The organism is Mycobacterium sp. NTMscope_MAC_269 (assembly GCF_976985695.1).
In genome coordinates this window covers 4,340,282-4,364,649 of the sequence record NZ_OZ335668.1, presented here as the reverse complement: position 1 = coordinate 4,364,649, position 24,368 = coordinate 4,340,282, and the positions used below count along the sequence as shown (strand labels likewise).

23 protein-coding genes are annotated in these 24,368 nt (G+C 68.0%); 8 read left to right on the top strand and 15 right to left on the bottom strand.

Features of this window, described 5'->3' with window-relative positions; translation table 11 throughout:
- Positions 1–57 precede the first annotated feature (57 nt).
- Positions 58–702: a TetR/AcrR family transcriptional regulator gene (locus tag ACZ50Z_RS20685; protein WP_464485217.1), complete on the top strand. Its 645-nt coding sequence runs from the start codon at positions 58–60 to the stop codon at positions 700–702.
- Between the two features lie 27 nt (positions 703–729).
- Positions 730–1,983 (top strand): chloride channel protein, encoded by a 1,254-nt coding sequence (locus ACZ50Z_RS20680; protein ID WP_464485216.1) that lies wholly within the window; start codon positions 730–732, stop codon positions 1,981–1,983.
- 13 nt (positions 1,984–1,996) lie between these two features.
- Here the strand turns inward: ACZ50Z_RS20680 and ACZ50Z_RS20675 are convergent, their stop codons facing one another.
- Together ACZ50Z_RS20675 and ACZ50Z_RS20670 are read right to left on the bottom strand one after the other, a co-directional pair.
- Positions 1,997–2,839, bottom strand: coding sequence for a MaoC/PaaZ C-terminal domain-containing protein (locus ACZ50Z_RS20675; RefSeq protein WP_464485215.1), 843 nt, complete (start codon positions 2,837–2,839; stop codon positions 1,997–1,999).
- Between the two features lie 16 nt (positions 2,840–2,855).
- A complete protein-coding gene (locus tag ACZ50Z_RS20670; RefSeq protein WP_464485214.1) occupies positions 2,856–4,220 on the bottom strand; it encodes a 3-oxoacyl-ACP reductase in 1,365 nt (454 codons plus the stop codon).
- 151 nt (positions 4,221–4,371) lie between these two features.
- On the opposite strand from ACZ50Z_RS20670, the gene ACZ50Z_RS20665 reads away from it, so the two are divergent.
- Positions 4,372–5,718, top strand: coding sequence for an acetyl-CoA C-acetyltransferase (locus ACZ50Z_RS20665; protein WP_464485213.1), 1,347 nt, complete (start codon positions 4,372–4,374; stop codon positions 5,716–5,718).
- Between the two features lie 287 nt (positions 5,719–6,005).
- Here the strand turns inward: ACZ50Z_RS20665 and ACZ50Z_RS20660 are convergent, their stop codons facing one another.
- Entirely contained in the window at positions 6,006–7,841 is a 1,836-nt protein-coding gene (locus ACZ50Z_RS20660) for an acyl-CoA dehydrogenase (RefSeq protein WP_464485212.1), read from the bottom strand.
- A 160-nt stretch (positions 7,842–8,001) separates the two neighbouring features.
- Here ACZ50Z_RS20660 and ACZ50Z_RS20655 point away from each other — a divergent pair, with 160 nt between their 5' ends.
- A complete protein-coding gene (locus tag ACZ50Z_RS20655; protein ID WP_464485211.1) occupies positions 8,002–9,072 on the top strand; it encodes an isopenicillin N synthase family dioxygenase in 1,071 nt (356 codons plus the stop codon).
- Between the two features lie 95 nt (positions 9,073–9,167).
- Entirely contained in the window at positions 9,168–9,656 is a 489-nt protein-coding gene (locus tag ACZ50Z_RS20650) for a flavin reductase family protein (protein ID WP_464485210.1), read from the top strand.
- Positions 9,657–9,683: 27 nt separating this feature from the next.
- Here ACZ50Z_RS20650 and ACZ50Z_RS20645 read toward each other — a convergent pair whose 3' ends face one another.
- From ACZ50Z_RS20645 to ACZ50Z_RS20625, 5 genes are all read right to left on the bottom strand, one after another.
- Positions 9,684–9,848 (bottom strand): hypothetical protein, encoded by a 165-nt coding sequence (locus tag ACZ50Z_RS20645; protein WP_464485209.1) that lies wholly within the window; start codon positions 9,846–9,848, stop codon positions 9,684–9,686.
- A gap of 123 nt (positions 9,849–9,971) precedes the next feature.
- On the bottom strand, positions 9,972–10,718 hold the full coding sequence (locus ACZ50Z_RS20640; protein ID WP_464485208.1) for a succinate dehydrogenase/fumarate reductase iron-sulfur subunit: 747 nt from the start codon (positions 10,716–10,718) through the stop codon (positions 9,972–9,974).
- The gene (locus ACZ50Z_RS20635) at positions 10,719–12,647 is read right to left on the bottom strand and encodes a fumarate reductase/succinate dehydrogenase flavoprotein subunit (protein WP_464485207.1); all 1,929 of its coding nucleotides are present in this window, start codon (positions 12,645–12,647) and stop codon (positions 10,719–10,721) included. It abuts the gene before it with no gap.
- 45 nt (positions 12,648–12,692) lie between these two features.
- Positions 12,693–13,520, bottom strand: coding sequence for a hypothetical protein (locus ACZ50Z_RS20630; RefSeq protein ID WP_464485206.1), 828 nt, complete (start codon positions 13,518–13,520; stop codon positions 12,693–12,695).
- Positions 13,521–13,614: 94 nt separating this feature from the next.
- On the bottom strand, positions 13,615–13,929 hold the full coding sequence (locus ACZ50Z_RS20625; protein ID WP_464485205.1) for a hypothetical protein: 315 nt from the start codon (positions 13,927–13,929) through the stop codon (positions 13,615–13,617).
- Between the two features lie 105 nt (positions 13,930–14,034).
- Between ACZ50Z_RS20625 and ACZ50Z_RS20620 the strand changes: the two genes are divergently transcribed.
- Positions 14,035–14,796 (top strand): isocitrate lyase/PEP mutase family protein, encoded by a 762-nt coding sequence (locus ACZ50Z_RS20620; RefSeq protein ID WP_464485204.1) that lies wholly within the window; start codon positions 14,035–14,037, stop codon positions 14,794–14,796.
- A gap of 66 nt (positions 14,797–14,862) precedes the next feature.
- Here the strand turns inward: ACZ50Z_RS20620 and ACZ50Z_RS20615 are convergent, their stop codons facing one another.
- Positions 14,863–15,303 (bottom strand): Hsp20/alpha crystallin family protein, encoded by a 441-nt coding sequence (locus ACZ50Z_RS20615; protein ID WP_464485203.1) that lies wholly within the window; start codon positions 15,301–15,303, stop codon positions 14,863–14,865.
- A 227-nt stretch (positions 15,304–15,530) separates the two neighbouring features.
- Here ACZ50Z_RS20615 and nirB point away from each other — a divergent pair, with 227 nt between their 5' ends.
- Together nirB and nirD are read left to right on the top strand one after the other, a co-directional pair.
- The gene (gene nirB / locus ACZ50Z_RS20610; protein WP_464485202.1) at positions 15,531–18,125 is read left to right on the top strand and encodes a nitrite reductase large subunit NirB; all 2,595 of its coding nucleotides are present in this window, start codon (positions 15,531–15,533) and stop codon (positions 18,123–18,125) included.
- Entirely contained in the window at positions 18,122–18,490 is a 369-nt protein-coding gene (gene nirD / locus ACZ50Z_RS20605) for a nitrite reductase small subunit NirD (protein WP_464485201.1), read from the top strand. The genes nirB and nirD overlap by 4 nt, the downstream gene beginning before the upstream one ends.
- Positions 18,491–18,503: 13 nt before the next feature.
- Here the strand turns inward: nirD and ACZ50Z_RS20600 are convergent, their stop codons facing one another.
- The 6 genes from ACZ50Z_RS20600 to ACZ50Z_RS20575 all read right to left on the bottom strand — a co-directional run bounded on the left by ACZ50Z_RS20600 (position 18,504) and on the right by ACZ50Z_RS20575 (position 24,357).
- Positions 18,504–18,956 (bottom strand): TetR/AcrR family transcriptional regulator, encoded by a 453-nt coding sequence (locus ACZ50Z_RS20600; RefSeq protein WP_464485200.1) that lies wholly within the window; start codon positions 18,954–18,956, stop codon positions 18,504–18,506.
- Between the two features lie 31 nt (positions 18,957–18,987).
- Positions 18,988–19,743 carry a sirohydrochlorin chelatase gene (locus tag ACZ50Z_RS20595; protein WP_464485199.1) on the bottom strand — a complete coding sequence of 252 codons (756 nt, stop codon included), beginning with the start codon at positions 19,741–19,743 and terminating at the stop codon, positions 18,988–18,990.
- Entirely contained in the window at positions 19,734–20,885 is a 1,152-nt protein-coding gene (locus ACZ50Z_RS20590; RefSeq protein ID WP_464486331.1) for a uroporphyrinogen-III synthase, read from the bottom strand. The genes ACZ50Z_RS20595 and ACZ50Z_RS20590 overlap by 10 nt, the downstream gene beginning before the upstream one ends.
- Positions 20,886–20,974: 89 nt before the next feature.
- On the bottom strand, positions 20,975–22,423 hold the full coding sequence (locus ACZ50Z_RS20585) for a nitrate/nitrite transporter (protein WP_464485198.1): 1,449 nt from the start codon (positions 22,421–22,423) through the stop codon (positions 20,975–20,977).
- Positions 22,424–22,690: 267 nt separating this feature from the next.
- Positions 22,691–23,608 (bottom strand): 5-oxoprolinase/urea amidolyase family protein, encoded by a 918-nt coding sequence (locus ACZ50Z_RS20580; protein WP_464485197.1) that lies wholly within the window; start codon positions 23,606–23,608, stop codon positions 22,691–22,693.
- 74 nt (positions 23,609–23,682) lie between these two features.
- On the bottom strand, positions 23,683–24,357 hold the full coding sequence (locus ACZ50Z_RS20575; protein ID WP_464485196.1) for a 5-oxoprolinase subunit B family protein: 675 nt from the start codon (positions 24,355–24,357) through the stop codon (positions 23,683–23,685).
- Between the last annotated feature and the right edge of the window lie 11 nt (positions 24,358–24,368).

The window sequence follows — 24,368 nt, the reverse complement described above, 5'->3', positions numbered from 1 at the left end:
CGGCCCGGCGGCATTGCTTACTCTTGAGTCAGATAGACGGGCTAGAGAGGCGCAGCGATGGCGGGTGGTACCAAGCGGTTACCGCGTGCCGTCCGCGAGCAGCAGATGCTCGACGCCGCCGTACAGATGTTCTCGGTCAACGGCTACCACGAGACGTCGATGGACGCCATCGCCGCGCAGGCGCAGATCTCCAAGCCGATGCTCTACCTGTACTACGGCTCCAAGGAGGACCTGTTCGGCGCCTGCCTGAACCGCGAAATGAGCCGGTTCATCGACGTGGTGCGCGCGGACATGGACTTCGGGCAGAGCCCGAATGACATGCTGCGCAACACGATCGTGTCGTTCATGCGCTACATCGACGCCAACCGGGCGTCCTGGATCGTGATGTACACCCAGGCCACCAGCTCCCAGGCGTTCGCCCACATGGTGCGCGAAGGACGCGAGCAGATCATCGACCTGGTGGCGGGGCTGGTGCAGGCCGGCAGCCGCACCCCGCGGCCCGACCGTGAGCACGAGATGATGGCCGTGGCGCTGGTGGGCGCCGGCGAGGCGGTGGCCAATCGGCTGTCCACCGGCGACATCGATGTCGACGAGGCGGCCGAGCTGATGATCGACCTGTTCTGGTACGGCCTCAAGGGCTCGCCGGAGGAGCGGGAAGCGGCCCGGTCCCAGCCAGGTGGCCCGGACGCGGCCGGCGACTAGACTCCCCTTCTTCGTCAGGTGGCCCGAATGCCCGTCCCCCGCACGGACCGCGGCAACCTCGACTTCTTTTGCGCCGTAATCATCGTCGGGTTGCTGGCCGGCGTCGCCGGCTTGGCGACGACGTTCGTGCTGCGGGCCGTCCAGCACGCCACCTACCACTACAGCTTCGGCACGCTGCTGGCCGGCGTCGCCGCCAGCAGCCCGATCCGCCGAGTCGTCGGCCCGATGATCGGTGCCGCACTGGCCGCGCTCGGCTGGTGGCTGCTACGGCGCTGCACCGACGTGCCACCCCTGGCGGAAACCATCACCCGCCGCGAACGCGTGCCGCGGCTGTCCTGGAGCATCGACGCGCTGCTGCAGGTGGTGCTCGTCGGGTCGGGGGCATCGCTCGGGCGCGAAGGGGCGCCACGCCAATTCGCCGCGGCACTTGGCGATTTGGCGACCGGATGGCTCAAGCGGCTCTCCCCGCGCGACCGCGAGGTCCTGCTGGCCTGCGCGGCGGGGGCGGGGCTGGGCGCGGTGTATGCGGTTCCGCTGGCCGGGGCGCTGTTCTCGATCCGGATCCTGCTCACCACGTGGCAGCCGCGTGCGGTGGGCGGGGCGTTCCTGTCCTCCGGCTTGGCGGTCGCCGTCGGCTCGGCCATCACGCGTGATCAACCCAATCTGGCGTGGCCGATCGGGGAGTCGACTTATCTGCTGACCGCGCACGGATTGCTGTTGGCGCCGGTGGCTTTCGCGGTGGGGTGGGCCTTCAACCGGTTGACGGCCGCGGCGCGGCCCGCGCGCCCGATGCGAAGCTGGGTGCTGATCCCGGCGCTGGCCGGGGCGGGCCTGGTGATGGGTGTCTGTTCGCATTGGTGGCCCGAGTTACCCGGCAACGGCCGCAGCATCCTGACGGTCAGCCTGGACAGCGGCATGACCTTGGTGTCGGCGCTGGCGATCCTGGTGCTCAAACCGCTTCTGACAGCGCTGTTCCTGCGCGCCGGCGGGGCCGGCGGACTGTTGACACCGTCGCTGGCCACCGGCGCAGCCGCTGGAGCGGCGTTGGTGCTGGCGATCAACTGGGCGAGCGGGACGCATCTGCACGTGCCGGCGGTGTCGCTGGCCGGGGCCGCCGGCGTGCTTGCGGTGACCCAGGGCTCGCCGATCTGGGCGGCGATCTTCGTCTGGGAACTCGCGCGCCCGCCGCTGTGGTTGTTTGCGCTGTTCCTGCTGACCGCCACCGCCGCCCACGCGCTGAAAGTGCTTGCCTGCGGCCGTAGTTCGACGCACGCGGGCTAGCGGATCCCCGGCGCTAGAGCGGCCGGACCGTGCCGGTCAGGTGTGGGTAACCCTTGGCGATGTTGCGCAGCGAAAGGTCCCAGCCGTCGTCGTGTTCGTCGATGTAGAGGCCCGCCGTCGCGGGCAGCACCAACGGCTTGCCAAAGCGCACCGAGTACCGCACCGCATCGGGAATCTGCGCTTCGACATTGGCCAATACGGCTGCCGCGGTGAACATTCCGTGCGCGATCACCGTCGGGAACCCGAACAGCTTGGCCGCGACCGAGTTGGTGTGGATCGGGTTGTGATCGCCCCCGACGTCGGCGTAGCGCCGGATCAGCCCCGGGCTGATGCGCAGCACGGTGGACGGCGGAGCCAGCTTGGGCTGCTTCTGCGGGGGCGGCTTGGGTCCGTCGGACAGGCTGGTGCGCTGCTGGTGCAGGAACGTCGTCACCTGATGCCAGGCGGTGTCGTTGCCCACGCTGACGTCGGTCACCAAATCGACCAACAGACCCTTGCGGTGCTCGCGCAGGTTCTCGGCGTGCACGCGCACGCCGACGGTGTCGGTGACCGCGATCGGGCGGTACTGCGTGATGTGGTTCTCGGTGTGCACCGATCCCATTGCGGCGAAGGGGAAGTCGAAACCGGTCACCAGCGACATCAGCGCCGGAAAGGTCAGCGCGAACGGGTAGGTCAGCGGGACGTGATTGCCGTAGCGCAGGCCGGTCACCCCCGCGTACTCGGCCACATTGGCGCGCTCGATCGGCAGTTCCTCGATGGTCACCGTGCGGGTGGGCAGCTCGTTTCCACGGGACACCACCGGGAGCGCCCCGGCGGCCGCGCGCAGCATGTTCTTCAGACCGCTTGGCTGGTTCATCACTGTCTCCTGACGCTCAGGCGCCCAGCATGGCCTGGCCGCAGACGCGAATGACGTTGCCGGTCACCGCGTTCGACGCCGGGCTGGCGAAATAAGCGATGGCCTCCGCGACGTCCACCGGCTGGCCGCCCTGCAGCAGCGAGTTCATCCGGCGGCCGACCTCGCGGGTGGCCAGCGGAATGGCGGCCGTCATCTGGGTTTCGATGAATCCCGGTGCGACGGCGTTGATGGTGATGCCCTTGTCGTAGAGCTCGGGCGCCAGCGCCTGCGTCAGGCCGATCATCCCGGCCTTGGTGGTGGCGTAGTTGGTCTGGCCGCGGTTGCCCGCGATGCCGGCCATCGACGACAAACCGACCACCCGGCCCCCCTCGCCGATGCTGCCGTTGGCGACCAGGCCCTCGGTAAGGCGCAGCGGCGCAAGCAGATTCACCGCCAGGACGGCGTCCCAGCGCGCGTCGTCCATGTTGGCCAACAGCTTGTCGCGGGTGATCCCCGCGTTGTTGACCAGCACGTCGGCGCGGCCGCCGTGGTGCTCGCGCAGGTGCTCGGTGATCTTGTCGACGGCGTCGGGGGCGGTGACGTCGAGCCACAGCGCGGTGCCCCCGACCCGGCTGGCCGTCTCGGCCAGCGCCTCGGCGGCCGATTCGACGTCGATCGCGACGACGCGGGCGCCGTCGCGGGCGAACACCTCGGCGATCGTCGCGCCGATGCCGCGGGCCGCGCCGGTCACGATCGCGACCTTGCCGTCCAGCGGCCGCTCCCAGTCATTCGGGGGTGTGGAGTCCGCCTCCCCGACGTAGAAGACCTGGCCGTCGACGTACGCGGACTTGGCCGACAGGATGAACCGCATGGTCGATTCCAGGCCCGTCGCAGCGGGTTTGGCGTCCGGTGACAGATACACCAGCGCCACCGTGGTGCCGTTGCGCAGCTCCTTGCCCAGCGAGCGGGTGAAGCCCTCCAGGGCGCGCTGCGCGATCCGCTCGTGCGGGCTGGCGGCGCCGTCGGGCGTGGTGCCGACCACGGCCACGCGTGCGGAGTGGCCCAGGTTGCGCAGCAAGGGGGTGAAGAACTCGTACAGCCCCTTGAGCCCTTCGGGCGTGGTGATGCCGGTGGCATCGAACACCAGGCCGCCGAACTTGTCGGCCCAGCGCCCGCCCAGGTTGTTGCCCACCAGGTCGTAGTCGGCGTCCAGCGCCGCGCGCAGCGGCTCGACGACTCTGCCCTCCCCGCCGATCAGCAGCGACCCGGCCAGCGGTGGATCACCGGCGCGGTAGCGGCGCAGCGTCTCGGGTTGGGGGACACCGAGCTGCTTGGCGAGAAATGAGCCAGGACCGGAGTTGACGATCTGAGAGAACAGATCGGACGAGACCTTGGGAGCCACCGGAGCTACCTTCCATGTTCTTGCGAAGTCGGGGTATGCCTACACCACAACGGTATCGAGGACGAACTTACTGCAGAGTAAGAACAGTGGGTAGTATGGCCCCAGACGGGCGAATCCCAAACCAACAGACCGCGAAAGCACGGAGAAGACAGTGGCACCTGCAAGTTCTGAGGCAAGTACACCGGCTGCTCAGCGCAGCTCCGAGCGGCGTCGCGTCGCCATCCTGGGTGGGAACCGCATCCCGTTCGCCCGCTCCGACGGCGCCTATGCCGAGGCGTCCAACCAGGACATGTTCACCGCGGCGCTGGGTGGCCTGGTGGATCGCTACGGGCTGGCCGGGGAGCGGCTCGGCGTGGTGGTCGGTGGCGCAGTGCTCAAGCACAGCCGGGACTTCAACCTGACGCGCGAATGCGTGCTGGGTTCGCAGCTCGCGTCCTACACGCCGGCGTTCGATCTGCAGCAGGCCTGCGGGACCGGGCTGCAGGCGGCGATCGCCGCCGCCGAGGGGATCGCGGCCGGCCGCTACGAGGTGGCCGCCGCCGGTGGGGTGGACACCACCTCCGACGCGCCGATCGGCCTCGGTGACAACCTGCGTCGCACCCTGCTCAAGTTGCGCCGGGCCAAGTCGAACGTGCAACGGCTGAAGCTGGTGGGCACGCTGCCCGCGACCCTGGGTGTGGAGATCCCGGTCAACAGCGAACCGCGCACCGGGCTGTCCATGGGGGAGCACCAGGCGATCACCGCCAAGCAGATGGGCATCTCCCGCGTCGCCCAGGACGAGCTGGCCGCCGCCAGCCACCGCAACATGGCCGCCGCCTACGACCGTGGCTTCTTCGACGATCTCGTCACCCCGTTCCTGGGGCTGTACCGCGACGACAACCTGCGTGCGGACTCGTCGGCGGAGAAGCTGGCCAAGCTGCGGCCGGTGTTCGGCGTGAAGGCCGGCGACGCGACGATGACTGCGGGCAACTCGACCCCGCTGACCGACGGCGCGTCGGTGGCACTGCTGGGCACCGACGAGTGGGCGCAGGCGCACTCGCTGACCCCGCTGGCCTACCTGGTGGACTCCGAGACGGCGGCGGTCGACTACGTCAACGGGCGCGACGGCCTGCTCATGGCCCCGACCTACGCGGTGCCGCGGCTGCTCGCCCGCAACGGCCTGAGCCTGCAGGACTTCGACTTTTACGAAATCCACGAGGCATTCGCGTCGGTGGTGCTGTGCCACCTGCAGGCCTTCGAGTCCGAGGAGTACTGCAAGGGGCGGCTGGGCCTGGACGCCGCGCTGGGCTCGATCGACCGGTCCAAGCTCAACGTCAACGGCTCCTCGCTGGCCGCCGGCCACCCGTTCGCCGCCACCGGCGGGCGGATCCTGGCGCAGGCCGCCAAGCAGCTCGCGCAACGCAAGGCCGAGCAGAAGGGCGCGGGCAAGCCCGTGCGCGCCCTGGTCTCGATCTGCGCGGCGGGCGGCCAGGGAGTGGCCGCGATCCTGGAAGCCTGACCGCTGGGGCCCATGAGATGGGTCACATCGGGTTAGCGATCAGAGGCGACGGGTATCCGTGACCCCGGATAGCCCCGTGTTGTGGTCTGACCCCCCGACCCCGACGGCAATACGGGGCATCCCCCGGAACGACCGCCTGTCAGCCTTTGCCGACGGGCGTACGAAAAGGGCCGCCGCTGGAGTGAGGGGATCCAGCGGCGGCCTTTTTGGCTTTTCGGACGGTCGGCCTACGCAAAATCCCCCGCCTCGCACGCGAAGCGGGGGATTTGTGCGTGCTGTCGAGCGGCCTAGAAGGCGGCCTCGTCGAGCTCCATGATGTCGTTGTCCAGCGCCTCGACGACCTCGCGGGTGCTGGTCAGCATCGGCAGGAAGTTCTTCGCGAAGAACGATGCCACCGCGATCTTGCCCTCGTAGAAGGACTTCTCCTCGCCGCTGGCGCCGGCATCGAGCGCCGCCACGGCCACGGCCGCCTGGCGCTGCAACAACCAGCCGATGACCAGGTCACCGACGCTCATCAGGAAGCGCACCGACCCCAGGCCCACCTTGTACAGGCTGGTCACGTCCTCCTGGGCCGCCATCAGGTAGCCGGTCAGCGAGGCCGCCATCGCCTGAACGTCGGTCAGGGCCTTGGCCAGGTACTCCCGCTCGGTCTTCAGCCGCCCGTTGCCGGACTCGCTGTCGACGAACTTCTGGATCTGCTCGGACACGTGGGCCAGTGCCACACCCTTGTCGCGGACGATCTTGCGGAAGAAGAAGTCCTGCGCCTGGATGGCGGTGGTGCCCTCGTAGAGCGAGTCGATCTTGGCGTCGCGGATGTACTGCTCGATCGGGTAGTCCTGCAGGAAGCCGGACCCACCGAAGGTCTGCAGGCTCTCGGTGAGCTTGGCGTACGCCTGCTCGGAGCCCACACCCTTGACGACCGGCAGCATCAGGTCGTTGACCTTGACGGCCAACTCGGCGTCCACACCGTGCAGGGCCTCGGCGACGGCCGAGTCCTGGTAGGTGGACGTGAACAGGTACAGCGCGCGCAGACCCTCGGCGTAGGCCTTCTGGGTCATCAGCGACCGGCGCACATCGGGGTGGTGCGTGATGGTCACCCGCGGTGCGGTCTTGTCGGTCATCTGGGTCATGTCCGCGCCCTGGACGCGAGACTTCGCGTACTCCAGCGCGTTCAGGTAGCCCGTCGACAGGGTCGCGATGGCCTTGGTGCCGACCATCATGCGGGCCTGCTCGATCACGTCGAACATCTGCGCGATGCCGTTGTGCACCTCGCCGACCAGCCAGCCCTTGGCGGGGACGTCGTGCTGGCCGAAGCTCAGCTCGCAAGTCGCCGACACCTTCAGGCCCATCTTGTGCTCGACGTTGGTGACGAACACGCCGTTACGCTCGCCCAGCTCACCGGTCTCGAAGTCGAACAGGAACTTGGGAACGAAGAACAGCGACAGCCCCTTGGTGCCGGGTCCGGCGCCCTCGGGGCGCGCCAGCACCAGGTGGAAGATGTTCTCGAACAGGTCGCCGGAGTCGGCGGAGGTGATGAATCGCTTCACACCGTCGATGTGCCATGAACCGTCGTCCTGCTTGACGGCCTTGGTCCGCCCGGCGCCGACGTCGGAGCCGGCGTCCGGCTCGGTGAGCACCATGGTCGAACCCCAACCGCGCTCGGCGGCCAGGACGGCCCACTTCTTCTGCTCCTCGGTGCCGAGGTGGTACAGGATGTTGGCGAACCCCGCGCCACCGGCGTACATCCACACGGCCGGGTTGGCGCCCAGGATGTGCTCGTGCAGCGCCCACAGCAGCGACTTGGGCATCGCCACGCCGCCGAGGGCCTCGTCGATGCCGACCTTGTCCCAACCGGCCTCGATGACGGCGTGTACGGACTTCTTGAAGGATTCCGGCAGCGTCACCGAGTGCGTCTTCGGGTCGAAGACCGGCGGGTTGCGGTCGCCCTCGACGAACGAGTCGGCGATCGGCCCCTCGGCCAGTCGGCTGATCTCGTTCAGCATTTCGCGGGCGGTGTCGACGTCCAGGTCGGCGTATTCGCCCTGGCCTAACGCCTTGTCAACGCCCAACACCTCGAACAGGTTGAACGCCTGGTCGCGGACGTTGCTCTTGTAGTGGCTCACTACGGTCCTCCTCGTTGAGAATGCCACTTGTGGTTGGGTACTAGGTCTAAGTTACCCACCAGTAACAACACCTAAAATATCGTTAGCGTCAGTGGGATGCAAGCCGATGTGACCTAGATTTCATTGCCTAATTAACCAACCGGTTGGGAAGGACGTGCTGATGCCGGCGAAAACCGGATTTACCTGCGGTGACGGCGGCGGCACGACCGGTGTGCGAGGCGTCACTGCGGTGCCGACCGTCGACCTGCGGGACGATCCCGGGCGGCTACGGGATGGTCTGCGCGACGCCGGGCACCGGGTCGGATTCTTCTATCTGACCGGCCACGGGGTGCCACCGGAATTGGTGACGCGGGTGCTCGAGGCCGCGCGCCGGCTCTTCGAGCTGCCGCAGCGGGACAAGGACTCGGTCGCCATGGTGAACAGCCCGCATTTCCGCGGCTACACCCGGCTCGGTGGCGAGGTGACCCGCGGCGAGGTGGATTGGCGCGAGCAGATCGACATCGGGCCGCAACGGCCGCCGATCGGCGGGCTGGGTAGGTCCGACTACCGGTGGCTACAGGGCCCGAACCAGTGGCCGGCCGCGCTGCCCGAACTGCCCGGAATCGTCGAGGAGTGGGATGCCGCGCTGTCCTCGGTGGCGCGCACCCTGCTGCGACATTGGGCGGCCGCACTGGGCAGTCCGGCCGACGTGTTCGACCCGGCCTTCGCCGCCACCCCGGCCACGCTGATCAAGATCATTCGCTACCCGGGACGCGCGGCCAGCGCCCAGGGGGTGGGTGCGCATCGGGACGCCGGGGTGCTCACGCTGCTGCTGGCGGAGCCGGGCAGCCGGGGGCTGCAGGTGCGGCGAGGCGCCGACGACGACTGGATCGACGTGCCCCCGCGCGAGGGCGCGTTCATCGTCAACATCGGTGAGCTGCTGGAGGCGGCGACGCGCGGCTACCTACGGGCCACCGAGCACCGGGTCAACCTGGAGGGCCCGGCCGGTGTCCGGATCTCGGTGCCCTACTTCTTCAATCCGCGCCTCGACGCGCGGATACCGGTGCTGTCGCTGCCCCCGGAGCTACGGGCGCTCACGGCGCGCACCGACCGACCTTGGACGCCGTCGGACGATCCCGACGACCCCATCTTCTCGGTCTACGGCCGCAACGCCTGGAAGAGCCGACTGCGTTCGCACCCCGATGTCGCCTCCGCGCACGGATTTTCGGCTGGCCCGGACGAGCCGGAATGACGCAGAATGACTCAGGGTGGCTGCGACGGCGCGACGCGCGCCGGGTAGGGTCACACCCGTAAATACGTCTGGGGCTCTAGGGGCGAAAAAGTCCGGTGAACTCGAACAACAAGCTGACAGCGTCGTCACTTCGTGAGGCCTTCGGTCATTTCCCGTCAGGTGTGGTGGCGATCGCCGCCGAGGTGAACGGAACCCGCGAGGGCCTGGCCGCCAGCACCTTCGTTCCCGTCTCGCTGGACCCGCCATTGGTGTCGTTCTGCGTGCAGAACACCTCGACGACGTGGCCCAAACTCAAGGACCTGCCCATGCTGGGCATCAGCGTGCTCGGCGAGGAGCACGACGAGGCCGCCCGCACCCTGGCCGCCAAGACCGGCGACAGGTTCGCCGGGCTGGAGACGGTCTCCAAGACCACCGGCGCGGTGTTCATCAAGGGCACCGGACTCTGGCTGGAAAGCGCGATCGAGCAACTCATTCCGGCCGGGGATCACACGATCGTGGTGTTGCGGGTCAGCGAGGTGACCGTGGACGCCGAGGTGGCGCCCATCGTGTTCCACCGGAGCAATTTTCGCCGTCTCGGCGCCTGACGCGGGCTTTTCGGTTCCGACGGGCCGCTAGGGGCGGTGGCTCAGTTCTTCCCGAAAGCCTTGGATGCGGGTCTCGAGTTCGGCGGCGTCGTTGTGCCTGCCCTCTTTGTGTGCGAGCTGGGCGCGCACCGACAATTGCCTGATCGCGGTCCGAATGTTGTTGATGCTGGCGGTCTCTCGCCTCAGTTCCATGAGCTGCCTTTCCGGTCGTGGTCACATGGCCGCCTGGGGCGGCCCGACAGGATGCAGTTTGGTTACCCGGGTACCGCGGCGGCCTAACCCCGCGGATCGGGTGGGCGCGCGCGGCGCCCGCGCTCAGCGACGGAACAGCTTGTTACCGAGCCAGACCACCGGGTCGTACTTGCGCCCGGCGACGCGCTCCTTCATCGGGATGATCGCGTTGTCGGTGATCTTGATGCCCTCGGGGCAGACTTCGGTGCAGCACTTGGTGATGTTGCACATCCCGATGCCCGCGTCCTCCTGGGCGAGGTCGCGGCGGTCCCCGGTGTCGAGGGGATGCATCTCCAATTCCGCGATGCGGATGAAGAAGCGGGGACCGGCGAACGACTTCTTGTTGTCCTCGTGGTCGCGGATCACGTGGCACACGTTCTGGCACAGGAAGCACTCGATGCACTTGCGGAATTCTTGGGACCGCTGAACATCCTCCTGCGCCATCCGGTACTCGCCGGGCTGCAGGTCCTTGGGCGGCGCGAAAGACGGTATCTCGCGGGCCTTCTCGTAGTTGAACGAGACGTCGGTGACCAGGTCCCGGATCACCGGGAACGTCCGCATCGGCGTGACGGTGACGACCTCGTCCTCGGCGAACGTGGACATCCGGGTCATGCAGAGCAGTCGCGGATAGCCGTTGATCTCCGCCGAACACGAGCCGCACTTGCCCGCCTTGCAGTTCCACCGGACCGCCAGGTCGGGCGTCTGGGTCTGCTGCAGGCGATGGATGATGTCGAGGACGACCTCACCCTCGTTGACCTCGACGGTGAAGTCCTGCAGACCACCGTTGGCATCGTCGCCGCGCCACACCCGCATCGTCGCGTTGTAGGTCATTTACTTCTCCGTCCTGGGGGTCCGCCCTGGGTGCCCGGCGAGTTCCTCGTCGGTGTAGTACTTCTCCAGCTCGGCGATCTCGAACAGCTCCAGCAGATCGGGTCGCATGGGCGTCTGATCCTTCTTCGTGATGGTGATGTCGGGAATCACCTCGTCGCCGCCGGCCGCCTCGCAGACCAGCAACAGCTTGCGCCACGACGAGTCCATCGACGGGTGATCGTCGCGGGTGTGCCCGCCGCGGCTCTCGGTGCGCTGCAGCGCGGCCTTGGCGACGCATTCGCTGACCAGCAGCATGTTGCGCAGGTCGAGGGCCAGATTCCAACCCGGGTTGTAGCGGCGTTGCCCCTCCACGTACAGGTTCTTGAACCGCTCCCGCAGTTTGTCGAGCCGGGCCAGGGCCTCGGCGATCTCGTCGGCATTGCGGATGATGCCCACCAGGTCGTTCATCGACTGCTGCAGTTCGAGCTGCAGCGTGTAGGGGTTCTCGCCGGGGGCGCCGCCCGCCGGTGCCTCGAAGGGGGCCAGCGCCCGCTTCGCCGCCGTGTCGACGGCGCCTTCGCCGATCGTCGGACGGCTGCTCAGTGCCCGCACGTAGTCGGCGGCGCCCAGGCCGGCGCGCCGGCCGAACACCAGCAGGTCCGACAGCGAGTTGCCGCCGAGCCGGTTCGAGCCGTGCATACCGCCGGAGCATTCGCCGGCGGCGAAGAGCCCGGGCACGGTGGCCGCGCCGGTGTCGGCGTCGACCTCGATGCCGCCCATCACGTAGTGGCAGGTCGGCCCGACTTCCATCGGCTCCTTGGTGATGTCGACCCCCGCCAGCTCCTTGAACTGGTGGTACATCGACGGCAGGCGCCGGTTGATCTCCGCCGGCGTGAGCCGCGACGCGATGTCGAGGAAGACGCCGCCGTGTGGGCTGCCCCGGCCGGCCTTGACCTCGGAGTTGATCGCGCGCGCGACCTCGTCGCGCGGCAGCAGGTCAGGGGTGCGGCGGGCCGAGTCGTTGTCCTTCAGCCACTGGTCGGCCTCTTGCTCGGTTTCGGCGTACTGCCCCTTGAACACCGGCGGGATGTAGTCGAACATGAACCGCTTGTCGTCGGAGTTCTTCAGCACCCCGCCGTCGCCGCGGACACCCTCGGTGACCAGGATCCCTTTCACACTCGGCGGCCACACCATGCCCGTCGGGTGGAACTGGACGAACTCCATGTTGATCAGCGACGCGCCCGCCCGCAGCGCCAGCGCGTGGCCGTCGCCGGTGTACTCCCACGAGTTCGACGTGACCTTGAACGACTTGCCGATACCGCCGGTGGCCAGCACCACCGCCGGCGCCTCGAACAAGATGAAGTTTCCGCTTTCGCGGATGTAGCCGAACGCCCCCGCGATCGCGTCGCCGTCCTTGAGCAGCTCGGTGATCGTGGTTTCGGCGAACACCCTGATGCGCGCCTCGTAGTCGCCGAGTTCGGCGTAATCCTCCTGCTGCAGCGAGACGATCTTCTGCTGCATGGTGCGGATCAGCTCCAGGCCGGTGCGGTCACCGACGTGCGCCAGCCGCGGGTAGGTGTGCCCGCCGAAGTTGCGCTGGCTGATCTTGCCGTCCTTGAGGCGATCGAACAGCGCGCCATAGGTTTCCAGCTCCCAGACGCGGTCCGGGGCCTCCTTGGCGTGCAGTTCGGCCATGCGCCAGTTGTTGAGGAACTTCCCGCCGCGCATGGTGTCGCCGAAGTGGGTCTGCCAGTTGTCTTTCGGGTTGGTGTTGCCCATCGAGGCGGCGCAGCCGCCCTCGGCCATCACCGTGTGCGCCTTGCCGAACAGGGACTTGGACACCACCGCGACGCGCAAACCCCGTTCACGCGCTTCGATGACCGCGCGCAATCCCGCGCCGCCGGCGCCGATGACGACTACGTCGTAGGCATGCCGCTCGACATCAACCATGAAACCCTCGCTAGCTAAATTCTGATTCTTACGTCAAATGGCTTTTCAGCCAACAAATCGCAGGTCGGAAATGGCGCCGCTGGCCACCAGTGCGACGTAGAAATCGGTGAGCATCAGGGTGCCTAGCGTGATCCACGCGAACTGCTTGTGCCGGGTGTTGATGATGCTGACTTTGCTCCAGATCCAGTACCGCACAGGGTTTTTGGAGAAGTGCTTGAGCCGCCCGCCGGTGACGTGCCGGCACGAGTGGCAGGACAGCGTGTAGAACCACAGCATGATGACGTTGCCCAGCAGGATCAGATTGCCCAGACCGAAGCCGAATCCGCCCGGCCCGCTGTCGGAATGGAACGCGACGACTGCGTCGTAGCTGTTGACGATCGAGATGAGGCACGCGATATAGAAGAAGTATCGGTGGGTGTTTTGGACGATCAGCGGGAATTTGGTCTCGCCGCTGTAGTGCACGCGGGGCTCGGCCACCGCGCACGCGGTGGGCGACTGCCACACCGTGCGGTAGTAGGCGCCGCGGTAGTAGTAGCAGGTCAGCCGGAACAGCAGCAGGAACGGCAGCGACAACGCCGCATACGGCAGCCACCACACGTCCGGCAGGAACTGCGGCCAGATGTCGCCGGCCTCACCGCAAGCCTTGCTGACGCACGGCGAGTAGAACGGCGTCAGGTAGTGGTACTTCGGGACGAAAAAGTAATCCTGCTGAAACGCCCGGGCCGTCGCGTAGATGATGAATGCGGCGAAGCCGAGGTCGATCCTCAGCGGCGACATCCACCACCGGTCGGTACGTAGGGTCCGTTGCTGGATACGGGCGCGCGTGGGTGAAAAGACACCGGACGCAGGACGGTTCGCCGTGGGTGCGCTCATCTAGTTGTTCCTCTTCGAACGGGCTGTCTGTCGAAGGGTACACAGATGCAAGCCCCCCTCCTGAGGGGGGCTTGGGTCGGGGTGTTCGGCTAGTTCAGGACCTGTTGTGACCGCCGACGCCCTCGTCGTCGACATCACGCCAGAATTCGCTGTCGTACTGGGTGTCGGGAATGACGATCTTCTCGCCGGACTGCTGCACGGTGGCGCCGGCCAGGTCCAACTCCGACACGTCGGTGTCGAGCAGATCGACGTCGGACAGGATGCGGTCGGCGTCGATGACGATGCGACGCATCGCGGGGCTGTCGCCGTATCGCGACCGCAGGGAGCTCACGCACCGCCGCAGTCCGCCGATCAGGTCGTGCAGTTCGGCGAATTCGGTCGTGCCAGTGGTGGTCGGCGTGCTCCTCAAGGGATCTCCTCGGCAGTGTTTCGGATCACAGTACGTCCCCAATACTATCCACGGCACAGGCCGACGTCAGACCATTGAGCCCGGACGCCAAGGGAGCAAACACTTATGACGGGCCCCACCACGCCGGCCGAGCGCGCCGCCACCCTGTTGAAGCTGCACCGGCCGGGTGACCCGGTCATCCTGCCGACCGTGTGGGACGCCTGGTCGGCGCGGCTGGCCGCCGGCGCCGGGTTCGCCGCGCTGACCGTGGGCAGCCACCCGATGGCCGACTCGATCGGCAAACCCGACAACGAGGGCATGTCCTTCGACGACGTCCTCACCCGCGTCGCGCAGATCACCGCGGCTGTCGACGTCCCGGTGTCGGTGGACATCGAATCCGGCTACGGGCTGCCGGCGGAGCGCCTGATCGAGGGGCTGCTGAGCGTCGGGGCCGTCGGGCTGAACATCGAGGACACCGTGCACTCGGAGGGCCGGCGGCTGCGCTCGGCCGACGAACACGCCGAACTGGTCGGCGCGCTGCGGTCCGCCGCCGACGCGGCCGGAGTGCACGTGGTCATCAACGCCCGGACCGATCTGTTCCTGCGCCAAGACGGCGAGGAGTCTGATCGCATCGACCGCGCCGTGGCGCGGCTGAATCAGGCGGCCGCCGCCGGCGCCGACGTTCTGTATCCGGTCGGCCGCCACCACCCCGACACGTTGCGGCGCTTGACCGCGGAGTTGGCGTTGCCGGTGAACGCGATCGCGCTGCCTGACCAGGACGACCCGGCGTCGTTCGGTCCGCTGGGCGTGGCACGGATCAGCTTCGGCCCCTTCCTGCAGGCCGCGCTGACGGGCCGGGCCAACGAGCTGCTCGCCCGCTGGAGCTGAGGGCGAACAGACACAAAAGCCCCCGACACGCGGTGCGCGCGGGGGTCTTTGCGTCTTGGCGGCGACTTACTTAGTAATGGAGATGCGCTGCGCCTGGTTCCCGGCATACACACCGGCGACCCGCACCGTCAGCACACCGGCGTCGTAGGACGCCGTGATGGCGTCTCCGGTGACGTGGGCGGGCAGCTGGAACGACCGGCGGAACGAGCCGTACCGGATCTCCCGCAGCGTGCGGCCCTCTTTCTCTTCCGAATGTTCGTCGCGGTGTTCCCCGTGGATGACCAGACGGCCCCGGTCGACCTCGACGTTCACGTCCTGGTCGACGTCAACGCCCGGGAGCTCGACCCGTACGATCGCGTCGTCACCGTCCTTGACGATCTCGGCGGCGGGCTTGAAACCGCTGCTCGCCGGGGTATTCCAGTCCGCCGCGGCGGCGGGGCCGAAGAAGTCGCGCAGCCACCGGTCGGTGTCCCAGGCCGGTCGCGACCACAGTGCGAGGTTGCTCATGGTGCTTCCCTTTCAATTCCTTGATCTTCGTTGTGAGATTCCTGTGACCGGCGCTCCGACGACCGGCTACTAGTAGAAACATGAGTCGACCACGCTTAAGTTCCAGCTGGCCGTTCGCCGGCAGCGAACGATCAATCACAGCCGTCCCTGTGAGTTGTGAGATCCTCGTCATAGGACTGTCACATTGCGCGAAAAAGACGTAATTTCTGGCCGTTACTCTCAAAGCCATGTCTGCAGACGGGATTTCGCGCGCAAGCTGTGCGCCGCGTCACATCATCGTAGTCGGACATGGGATGGTGGGCCACCGGTTTGTCGAGGCGCTGCGCGCCCGCGACGCCGAGGGGCTTTGGCGCATCACGGTTTTCGCCGAGGAGAACGACGCGGCCTATGACCGCGTGGGGCTGACCTCCTACACCGACAGCTGGGATCGCAAGCTGCTCGCGCTGCCCGGCAACGAGTACGACGGCGACGAGATGGTCCGGCTGGTGTTGAACCAGCGGGTCACCGAAATCGACCGCGCGACAAAGTCGGTGCTCACCGCCGACGGCCGGCGCCACGGCTACGACACGCTGGTCCTGGCGACCGGGTCCTACGCGTTCGTCCCGCCGGTGCCCGGCCACGACCTGCCCGCGTGCCACGTGTACCGGACCCTCGACGACCTCGACGCCATCCGCGCCGACGCCGAGCGCGCGGCGAAAACCTCGCACGCGACCGCGGGCGTGGTCATCGGTGGCGGGCTGCTCGGTCTCGAAGCCGCAAATGCGCTGCGCCAGTTCGGGTTGCAGACGCACGTCATCGAGATGATGCCGCGGCTGATGGCCCAGCAGATCGACGAGGCCGGCGGTGCGCTGCTGGCCCGGATGATCGGCGACCTGGGTATCTCGGTCCACGTCGGCACCGGCACCGAGTCGATCGAATCGGTCGACCACCCGGACGGGTCCACGTCAGTGCGGGTACGCCTGAGCGACGGCCAGGTGGTCGACGCCGGCCTGGTGATCTTCGCGGCCGGCATCCGACCGCGCGACGAACTGGCGGTCGCCGCGGGGCTGACTCGCGCCGAGCGTGGCGGGGTGCTAACCGATGTGTCCTGCCAGACAAGCGATCCCGACATCTACGCGATCGGCGAGGTCGCCGCGATCGGCGGCCGGTGCTATGGCCTGGTGGGTCCGGGCTACACCTCGGCCGAGGTGGTGGCCGACCGCCTGCTGGACGGCGTCGCCGAGTTCGGCGAGGCGGACCTGTCCACGAAGCTCAAACTGCTGGGCGTCGACGTCGCCAGCTTCGGCGACGCGATGGGGGTCACCGAGAACTGCCTCGAGGTCGCCATCAACGACGCGGTCAACCGGACGTACGCGAAGCTGGTGCTCTCCGACGACGCCAAGACGCTGCTCGGGGGCGTCCTGGTCGGCGACGCCTCGACCTATGGGGTGCTGCGGCCGATGGTCGGCAGCGAACTGCCCGGGGATCCGCTCGCATTGATCGCGCCCGCGCAATCCGGCGGCGGTGAGGTGTTAGGCATTGGGGCGCTGCCGGATTCGGCCCAGATCTGTTCGTGCAACAACGTCACCAAGGGCGATCTGAAATGCGCGATCGCCGACGGCTGCGCTGACGTTCCCTCGCTGAAGTCGTGCACCTCGGCCGGGACGTCATGCGGCTCGTGCGTGCCGCTGCTCAAGCAGCTGCTGGAAGCCGAGGGCGTCGAGCAGTCCAAGGCATTGTGCGAGCACTTCAGCCAGTCGCGCGCCGAGCTTTTCGAGATCATCTCGGCCACCGAGCTGCGGACCTTCTCCGGGCTACTGGAGCGCTTCGGCCGCGGAAAGGGTTGCGACATCTGCAAACCCGTGGTCGCCTCGATCCTGGCGTCCACGGGCTCGGACCACATCCTCGAGGGTGAGCAGGCCTCGCTGCAGGACTCCAACGACCACTTCCTGGCCAACATCCAGAAGAACGGCAGCTACTCGGTGGTGCCCCGGGTTCCCGGCGGCGACATCAAGCCCGAACACCTGATCCTGATCGGCCAGATCGCCCAGGACTTCGGCCTTTACACCAAGATCACCGGGGGCCAGCGGATCGACCTGTTCGGCGCCCGGGTGGACCAACTGCCCGAGATCTGGAAGCGCCTGGTCGACGGCGGCATGGAATCCGGGCACGCGTACGGCAAGGCGCTGCGCACGGTGAAGAGCTGCGTGGGCACCGACTGGTGCCGTTACGGGCAACAGGATTCGGTGCAACTGGCGATCGACCTCGAACTGCGCTACCGGGGCCTGCGCGCGCCGCACAAGATCAAAATGGGCGTCTCGGGTTGCGCGCGGGAGTGCGCCGAAGCCCGCTCCAAGGACGTCGGTGTCATCGCCACTGAAAAGGGCTGGAACCTCTACGTCGGCGGCAACGGCGGGATGACCCCCAAGCATGCGCAGCTGCTGGTGAGCGACCTCGACACGGAGACGCTGGTCCGGTACGTCGATCGTTTCGTCATGTACTACATCCGGACCGCCGACCGGCTGCAGCGCACCGCGCCCTGGGTCGAGTCGCTCGACGGCGGTCTGGACCACGTGCGCGAGGTCGTCTGCGAGGACTCGCTGGGCCTGGCAGAAGAATTCGAGGCCGCAATGGAGCGGCATGTGCAGAACTACAAGTGCGAATGGAAGGGGGTGCTCGACGATCCGGACAAGCTGTCGCGCTTCGTGTCGTTCGTCAACGCCCCCGACGCCGTCGATTCGACGGTGACATTCACCGAGCACGCCGGGCGCAAAATCCCTGTGTCCATTGGCATGCCGACAGTGCGCGAGGAAAACTCCGAAGGAACGAGGAAGGTATCATGACGCTTCTCAACGACATTGCCGTGTGGACGAGTGCCTGCTCCTATGACCACCTCATTCCGGGCCGCGGCGTCGGCGTACTGCTCGACGACGGTTCCCAGGCCGCCTTGTTCCGGCTCGATGACGGGTCTGTGCATGCCGTGGGAAACGTCGACCCGTTCTCCGGGGCGGCCGTGCTGTCCCGCGGCATCGTCGGCGACCGCGAGGGCCGCGTCACGGTTCAGTCGCCGATTCTCAAGCAGGCGTTTTCCCTCGAAGACGGTTCCTGCCTGGACGATCCGACCATTTCGGTGCCGGTGTACCCGGTGCGGATCACCGCCGACGGCTTCGTCCAGGTCGCGCGGGACGACGAGGCCCGCGCCGCCTGAGCGCGCCGGCGACTCACCGGGTGATGTCGCCGACCAGGTAGCGCTGCATCGTCGGGCCGATCGCGTCGACGAGCGCGTCCACCGGCATCGAGTGCAGCGGCTCGGAGCGGATGCCGTAGCGCATGATGCCCAGCCCCACGAGCTGGGAGGCGCACAACGAGGCCCGCGTGGCGGCCTTGTCCGCGCCAAGGATTTGCAGCAGCGGGCCGAAGACCGGGCCCACGAAATTGGTTTGGACGATTTCGGCGGTCTTGGCCATGCCGGTGGACGCGACGGCGCTGGCCGCGAACGGCCCACCCCCGGCGGCATCCCAGGTGGTGATCAGCATCGCCAGGGTTCGGCGGCCAACCTGGTTGACCCCGCCGGTGACGATCCGGTCGATGAATTCCGGTGTGCCGAACGGCAACCGCAGCACCTTGGCGACCGGGTCAAGGAGCCCACGCGACGGCTCTTCGCGACGGGGCATGGTGTCAGGATCGCCGGTCGGAGCCCAAAGATCAAGGAATTGGCCGCAACGTGCGCATCTGGGGGGCCGATCGGCGGGGCGCATGCCGGGCCGTGGCGGCCAGGGCCGGCGGCAGCGCGCGGCGGAATCGATTCGCGATCAGGCGCGCCAGGCCGGGATGGGTGCCCAGCGGCTGACTGACCAGATCGGCGCCGCAGCCGTGCAGCCGTTGTTGGAACAGGCCGTCGGCCAACAGGTAGGAGGCAACCACCACGCGTCCACCGTTTCCGTGACGCCTCGCCTGGTCGACAGCCTCGTGCAGCGGCGGATCTCCGGTGGCCGCGAACGCCAGGCTGACCCGCGATCCGGTGAGCGCCGACACCAACGTCGCCGCGGTGTGCAGGTCGGTCCGGGCCTTGTCATCCGAGGTGCCTGCCGCAGCCAGGACCACCGAATCACCTGGCCGCCAACCGCATTTGAGCAGCTGATCGCCGACGATCCGCGCGACCTGGCCGCTCGGGCCCAGCGCGGGCGTCACGGTCACGTTCGGATGCCCGCTGATCGAGACGTGCGCGGGCAGGTCGGCGCGGACGTGATATCCGCGCGACAGGAACGCCGGCACCACGATCGCCGGCCGGCCGGCGGACTTCGCCTCGGCGAGCACCTCGCTGGGGGTGGGGCCCACCACATCCACGAACGCGACGTCGACCGTGTTTCCGACGAGCGTACTCACTTGTGCCGCAAGGTCTTCGATCATCGCCACGCCGCCGGGCTTGCGGGTGCCGTGCGCGACCAGGATCAGTGCCATGGGGACTCGCCCGGATGGTCGATCGCGAGCCGGTAGCCACGCTTGACCACCGTCGCGATGATGTTCTTGTCGCCCAGTGCCGTTCGCAGCCGCAGCACGGCCGTATCGACGGCGTGGGGATCGTTGCTGTTGCCGGGGAGCACCCGCAACAAGTCGTTGCGCGCGACAACGTCCCCGGGCCGCTCCGCCAGCGCCCGCAGTGTCGCCATTCCCGATCCCGACAGCGACCGCGGCGCCCCGTCGACCAGCACGCAGGTCCCCCGGATCTCCATCTCGTGACCGGCCGCGCGGATGGTGCACGACCGCAGCAACGGAAGCTCCTGGGCGATGTGACGGGCCAACGCCCCCAACCGCATTCGTTCGGGCGACGACGTGGGAACGCCGGCGCGGACCAACGGCTGCGCGGTGACCGGGCCCACGCACATCGCGTGTACGTCGCTGCGAAGCGCTTGCAGCAGTTGGTCTTCGACGCCCAATTCGCGGCCGCGCTCCAGCAGCGCCGCCCCGGCGGGCGCCGAGGTGAAGGTCACCGCGTCGAACTGTCGCCGGGCAATCGAGATGACGAGTTGGTCGAAGTCGCCGCCGGCCGGCGTTGGCTTCCAGCGGTATACGTGGATGGGAACCACCTCGGCGCCCGCGGCCCGCAGTCCGTTGAGGAACTCCGGGAACGGGTCCCAGCCGTCGGCGGCGCCGTGCAGCTGGACGGCGATCCGCTTGCCGGCGACATTCGACTCGAGCAGGTATCGCAAGACCTCGCGCGACGATTCGGATTTGGGGGACCACTCCTCGTGCAATCCCGCGGCGCGCAACGCGCCGGTCGCCTTCGGCCCGCGGGCCACGATCCGCGCCCGGGACAGCGACGCCAGCAGCTGGGTGGCCAGGCCCCAGCCGTCGGCGGCGGCCACCCAGCCGCGGAAGCCGATGCCGGTGTGCGCCACCAAGATATCGGGAGGCTGAGCGATGACCGCTTCGGTGTGGCGCTGCAGTTCTTCGTCCTCGGGCAGCGCGATGAGGTTGATGGCCGCGGCGCTGGACACCTCCGCGCCGTTGCGGCGCAGCAACGCGCACAGCTCTTCGGCCCGGTTCGCCGACGTCACGGCGATCCGGTAGCCGGTCAGCGGCGCGGAGTCTGGTGGGGCCAGTTGGGGGGCCATATGAAGTGTGTATGCCTGTGAGGTTTCGGTTGCGTTACCGAGCAATTGCTGTGGCATTGCCCGTGTTGCGAGTCCGCTCACACATGCGCGGCCTCGGCTTCCACTTGCGCGTCCGGCAGGCCCGGGGCCGTGACGGGACGCCGGACGTAGACCATCCAGGTCATGATCGCCACACCGACATAGGAGGCCAAAAACGCCCAGTACGCCGCCGTTTCGGTGCCGGTGCTCAGATAGGACTGCCGCAGCGCCAGGTTGATTCCCACGCCGCCGAATGCGCCGACCGCGGAGCAGATGCCGATCAGCGATCCCGACTGCGCGCGCGCCCAATGACGACGGTCGTCCTCGCTCATGTCCAGCCCGCGGCTACGCGCCTCGTAGACCGAGGGGATCAATTTGAACACCGACCCGTTTCCCATGCCGGACAGGACGAACAGCACCATGAAGCCGACGACGCAGCCGATCATGCTGACGGGGCCTGCCACGGCGTGGCGATCCTCGAGGGCGCTGATGGTGACCAACAGCGCGGCCCCCAGGGTCATCCCGGCGAGGACGCCGAGCGTGACGCGGCTGCCACCGACGCGGTCGGCCAGCCGGCCACCGTAGATGCGCGCCAATGAGCCCAACAGCGGGCCGACGAAGGCCACCTGCGCGGCGTGCAGGGCGGCGTGCTTGGCGCTTTCCCCGCTCTCCAGGAAATGCACCTGCATCACCTGCCCGAAGGCGAAGGAGAAGCCGATCCAGGAACCGAAGGTGGCGATGTAGAGCAGCGAGATCACGTGGGTATCGCGCTCGAACAGAATCGAGCGCATGGTGCTCAGCCCAGTGCCGTGGTGGATGTTGTCCATGACCAACGCGGCCGCGATCCCCACCGCGACCAAAAACACCAGGTAGATCGCGCACACCCAGTAGGGGGCCTGGTGCCCGGCGGTGGCCAGCACCAACAGACCGACCAGCTGGATCACCGCCACGCCGAGGTTGGCGACGCCGGCGTTGATCGCCAACGCGGCGCCCTTGAGGCGCTGCGGGTAGAAGGCGTTGACATTGGCCAGCGAGGCCGCGTAGTTGCCGCCGCCCAGCCCGGTCAGGGCGGCGCACGCCACGAAGAGCCATAGGGGCAGACCGGGATTGGCCAGCAACGCGATCGTGCCCGCCGTCGGGATCAGCAACACGAACGCCGAGAACGTGGTCCAATTGCGGCCGCCGAAGGCGGCGATACCCAGGGTGTAGGGGATCCGGGCGCAACCGCCCACCAGCGTGGCGACCGCGCCCAGCAGCAGCTTGTCGCCGGCGGAGAACCCGTAGACGGCCGCAGGCATGAACAACGCCATGACGGGCCACAGCGTCCAGATCGAGAAGGCCACGTGGTCACCGGCGATGGTGCCGAGCAGATTGCGCCGGGCGATCTTCTTATTGCCGGCCTCCCAAGCCGCCGCGTCTTCGGGATTCCAGTCCGCGATGTAGTGGTTGCGGTGTCGCAACGAAACCGCTTGGGCGCGTTGGTCTATCGACGTAGCGCGTGCGTGCATGCCGATCCCTCTCCTCGGAAGCAGGTCGGGGTCTGGCCGGCGACGCGTGTGGGCGCCCAGCGTGAAGGGGCATTCCCCGCCGTAGGCTCCGATGCTCACATCTAGGACGCGAGCGGGTCAACCGGAATCGGCCGATATGGGCTGTTAGTTGATTACCAGTTGTCTGGTAAGTCCCTGAAGGGGGCGAGTGCGCGAATATCGACCGCCGCCAAGTGATCTCACGCCGGTGCGCGCGCCGTTGTGAGCTGTTTTACAGCCGGACTTGCATCAGCCGAACGGCCAACTCGCTGCGCCGGCGCCGGCCACTGCGCCGACCGGAATCCGTGGCCGCGCCCAGTGCAGTCGCACCGATTGGCCGGGCCGCACCTGGGCGATCTTGTCGACGTCCCCGTCGACCACCACGCCCACCACCGGGTAGCCACCGGTGACGGGATGATCCGGACCCAGGATCACCGGTAATCCGTTGGGCGGCACCTGGATTGCACCGCGGGTGGCGCCCTCGCTGGGGAGCTGCCGGTCCGGGTGCAGGCATTGCAGGGGGCGGCCGACCAACCGCGTTCCGACCCGGTCGCTGCGATCGGACGCCACCCACGCGGTGCGCACCAGCGCATCGGGATCGAGGAACCAGTCATCGCGCGGCCCGGGCACCACGGACAGCTCGACGACGGTGCCGGTGATGGCCGCCACCGGCGCCTGGTCCAGCTCGGGGTAGTCCGCGGTGTGCTCGCCGATCGGCAGCCGGTCTCCAGCCTGCAGGGGCGCCGGGCCGATGGCCGACATGACGTCATAGCTGCGCGAGCCCAGCACCGGCTCCACACAGATCCCGCCGCGGACCGCGAGGTAGCTCCGCAAACCTGCACGCGGCGCGCCCAAGGAGATCACCTGGCCGTCGCGCACGTGCTGAATGCTGTTGGTGCCGAACTTGATTCCGTCGACGGTCGGATCGGCGTCGGCGCCCGTCACCGCGATGTCGACGTCGCAGCCCCGGACCCGGGCCGCGAACCCGCCGAACGTCACCTCCACGGTGGCGCGATCGTCGGGGTTGGCCACGAGCCGGTTGGCCAGTCGGTGCGCGCCCAGGTCGGCTGCGCCGGACCGGCTGACGCCGAGGTGCGCCAGTCCCGGCCGGCCGAGGTCTTCGACGACGGCGAACGGCCCGGTGCGGAGAATCTCCAGGATCGCCACGGTTGCCTCCTTGGTTATGGTGGTGATCCGCTTCGCCCGGCCGCGCCGCGCTCGCGATCACCACGGCTAGATGGCTAGACGGCTCGGAACTGAACCCACATGCCCTGCATCAGCAGCGCCGGGTCGGGGCGTTGCAGGTCCCACATGACCGCGTCGGTGTGGCCGATGAGTTGCCAGCCGCCGGGTGACTGCCGGGGGTAGATCGCACTGAATTCACCGGCCAGCGCGACGGATCCGGCCGGCACCGCGGTCCGCGGCTCGGGGCGCCGGGGCACCCGCAGGCGTGGGTCGCCGCCGACCAGATACGCGAAACCGGGGGCGAATCCGCAGAATCCGACCCGCCACGGGGTGGCCGTGTGGGCGTCGATCACCTGCGGGATGGTCAGCCCGGTGTGGCCGGCGACCTCGGGGAGGTCGGGACCGTCGTAGACCACGTCGATCACCACGTCGGCGCCGCGCTCGGACGGGGCCTGCTGCGTGGCGGTGACGCGCATGGTGCGCAGCCGCCGGCGGATGACACCCTGGCGGCGCGGGTTGTCCAGCTTGACCAGCACGGTGCGCGCGGCCGGCACAACATCGACGACGCCCGGCATCGGCTCGGAGCGCAGCGCGGCCGCCCACGCCAAAACCTCTGCGGCACTGCCACATTGCACCATCAGCGCTCGGTCGCCGTAGTCCAGGACGGTGTTGCCGGCCAGGTCGGTCGGCAGGTCGTGGGCCAGGTCGCTGCTAAGGTCCGTCACGCTCATTACTCGACGGT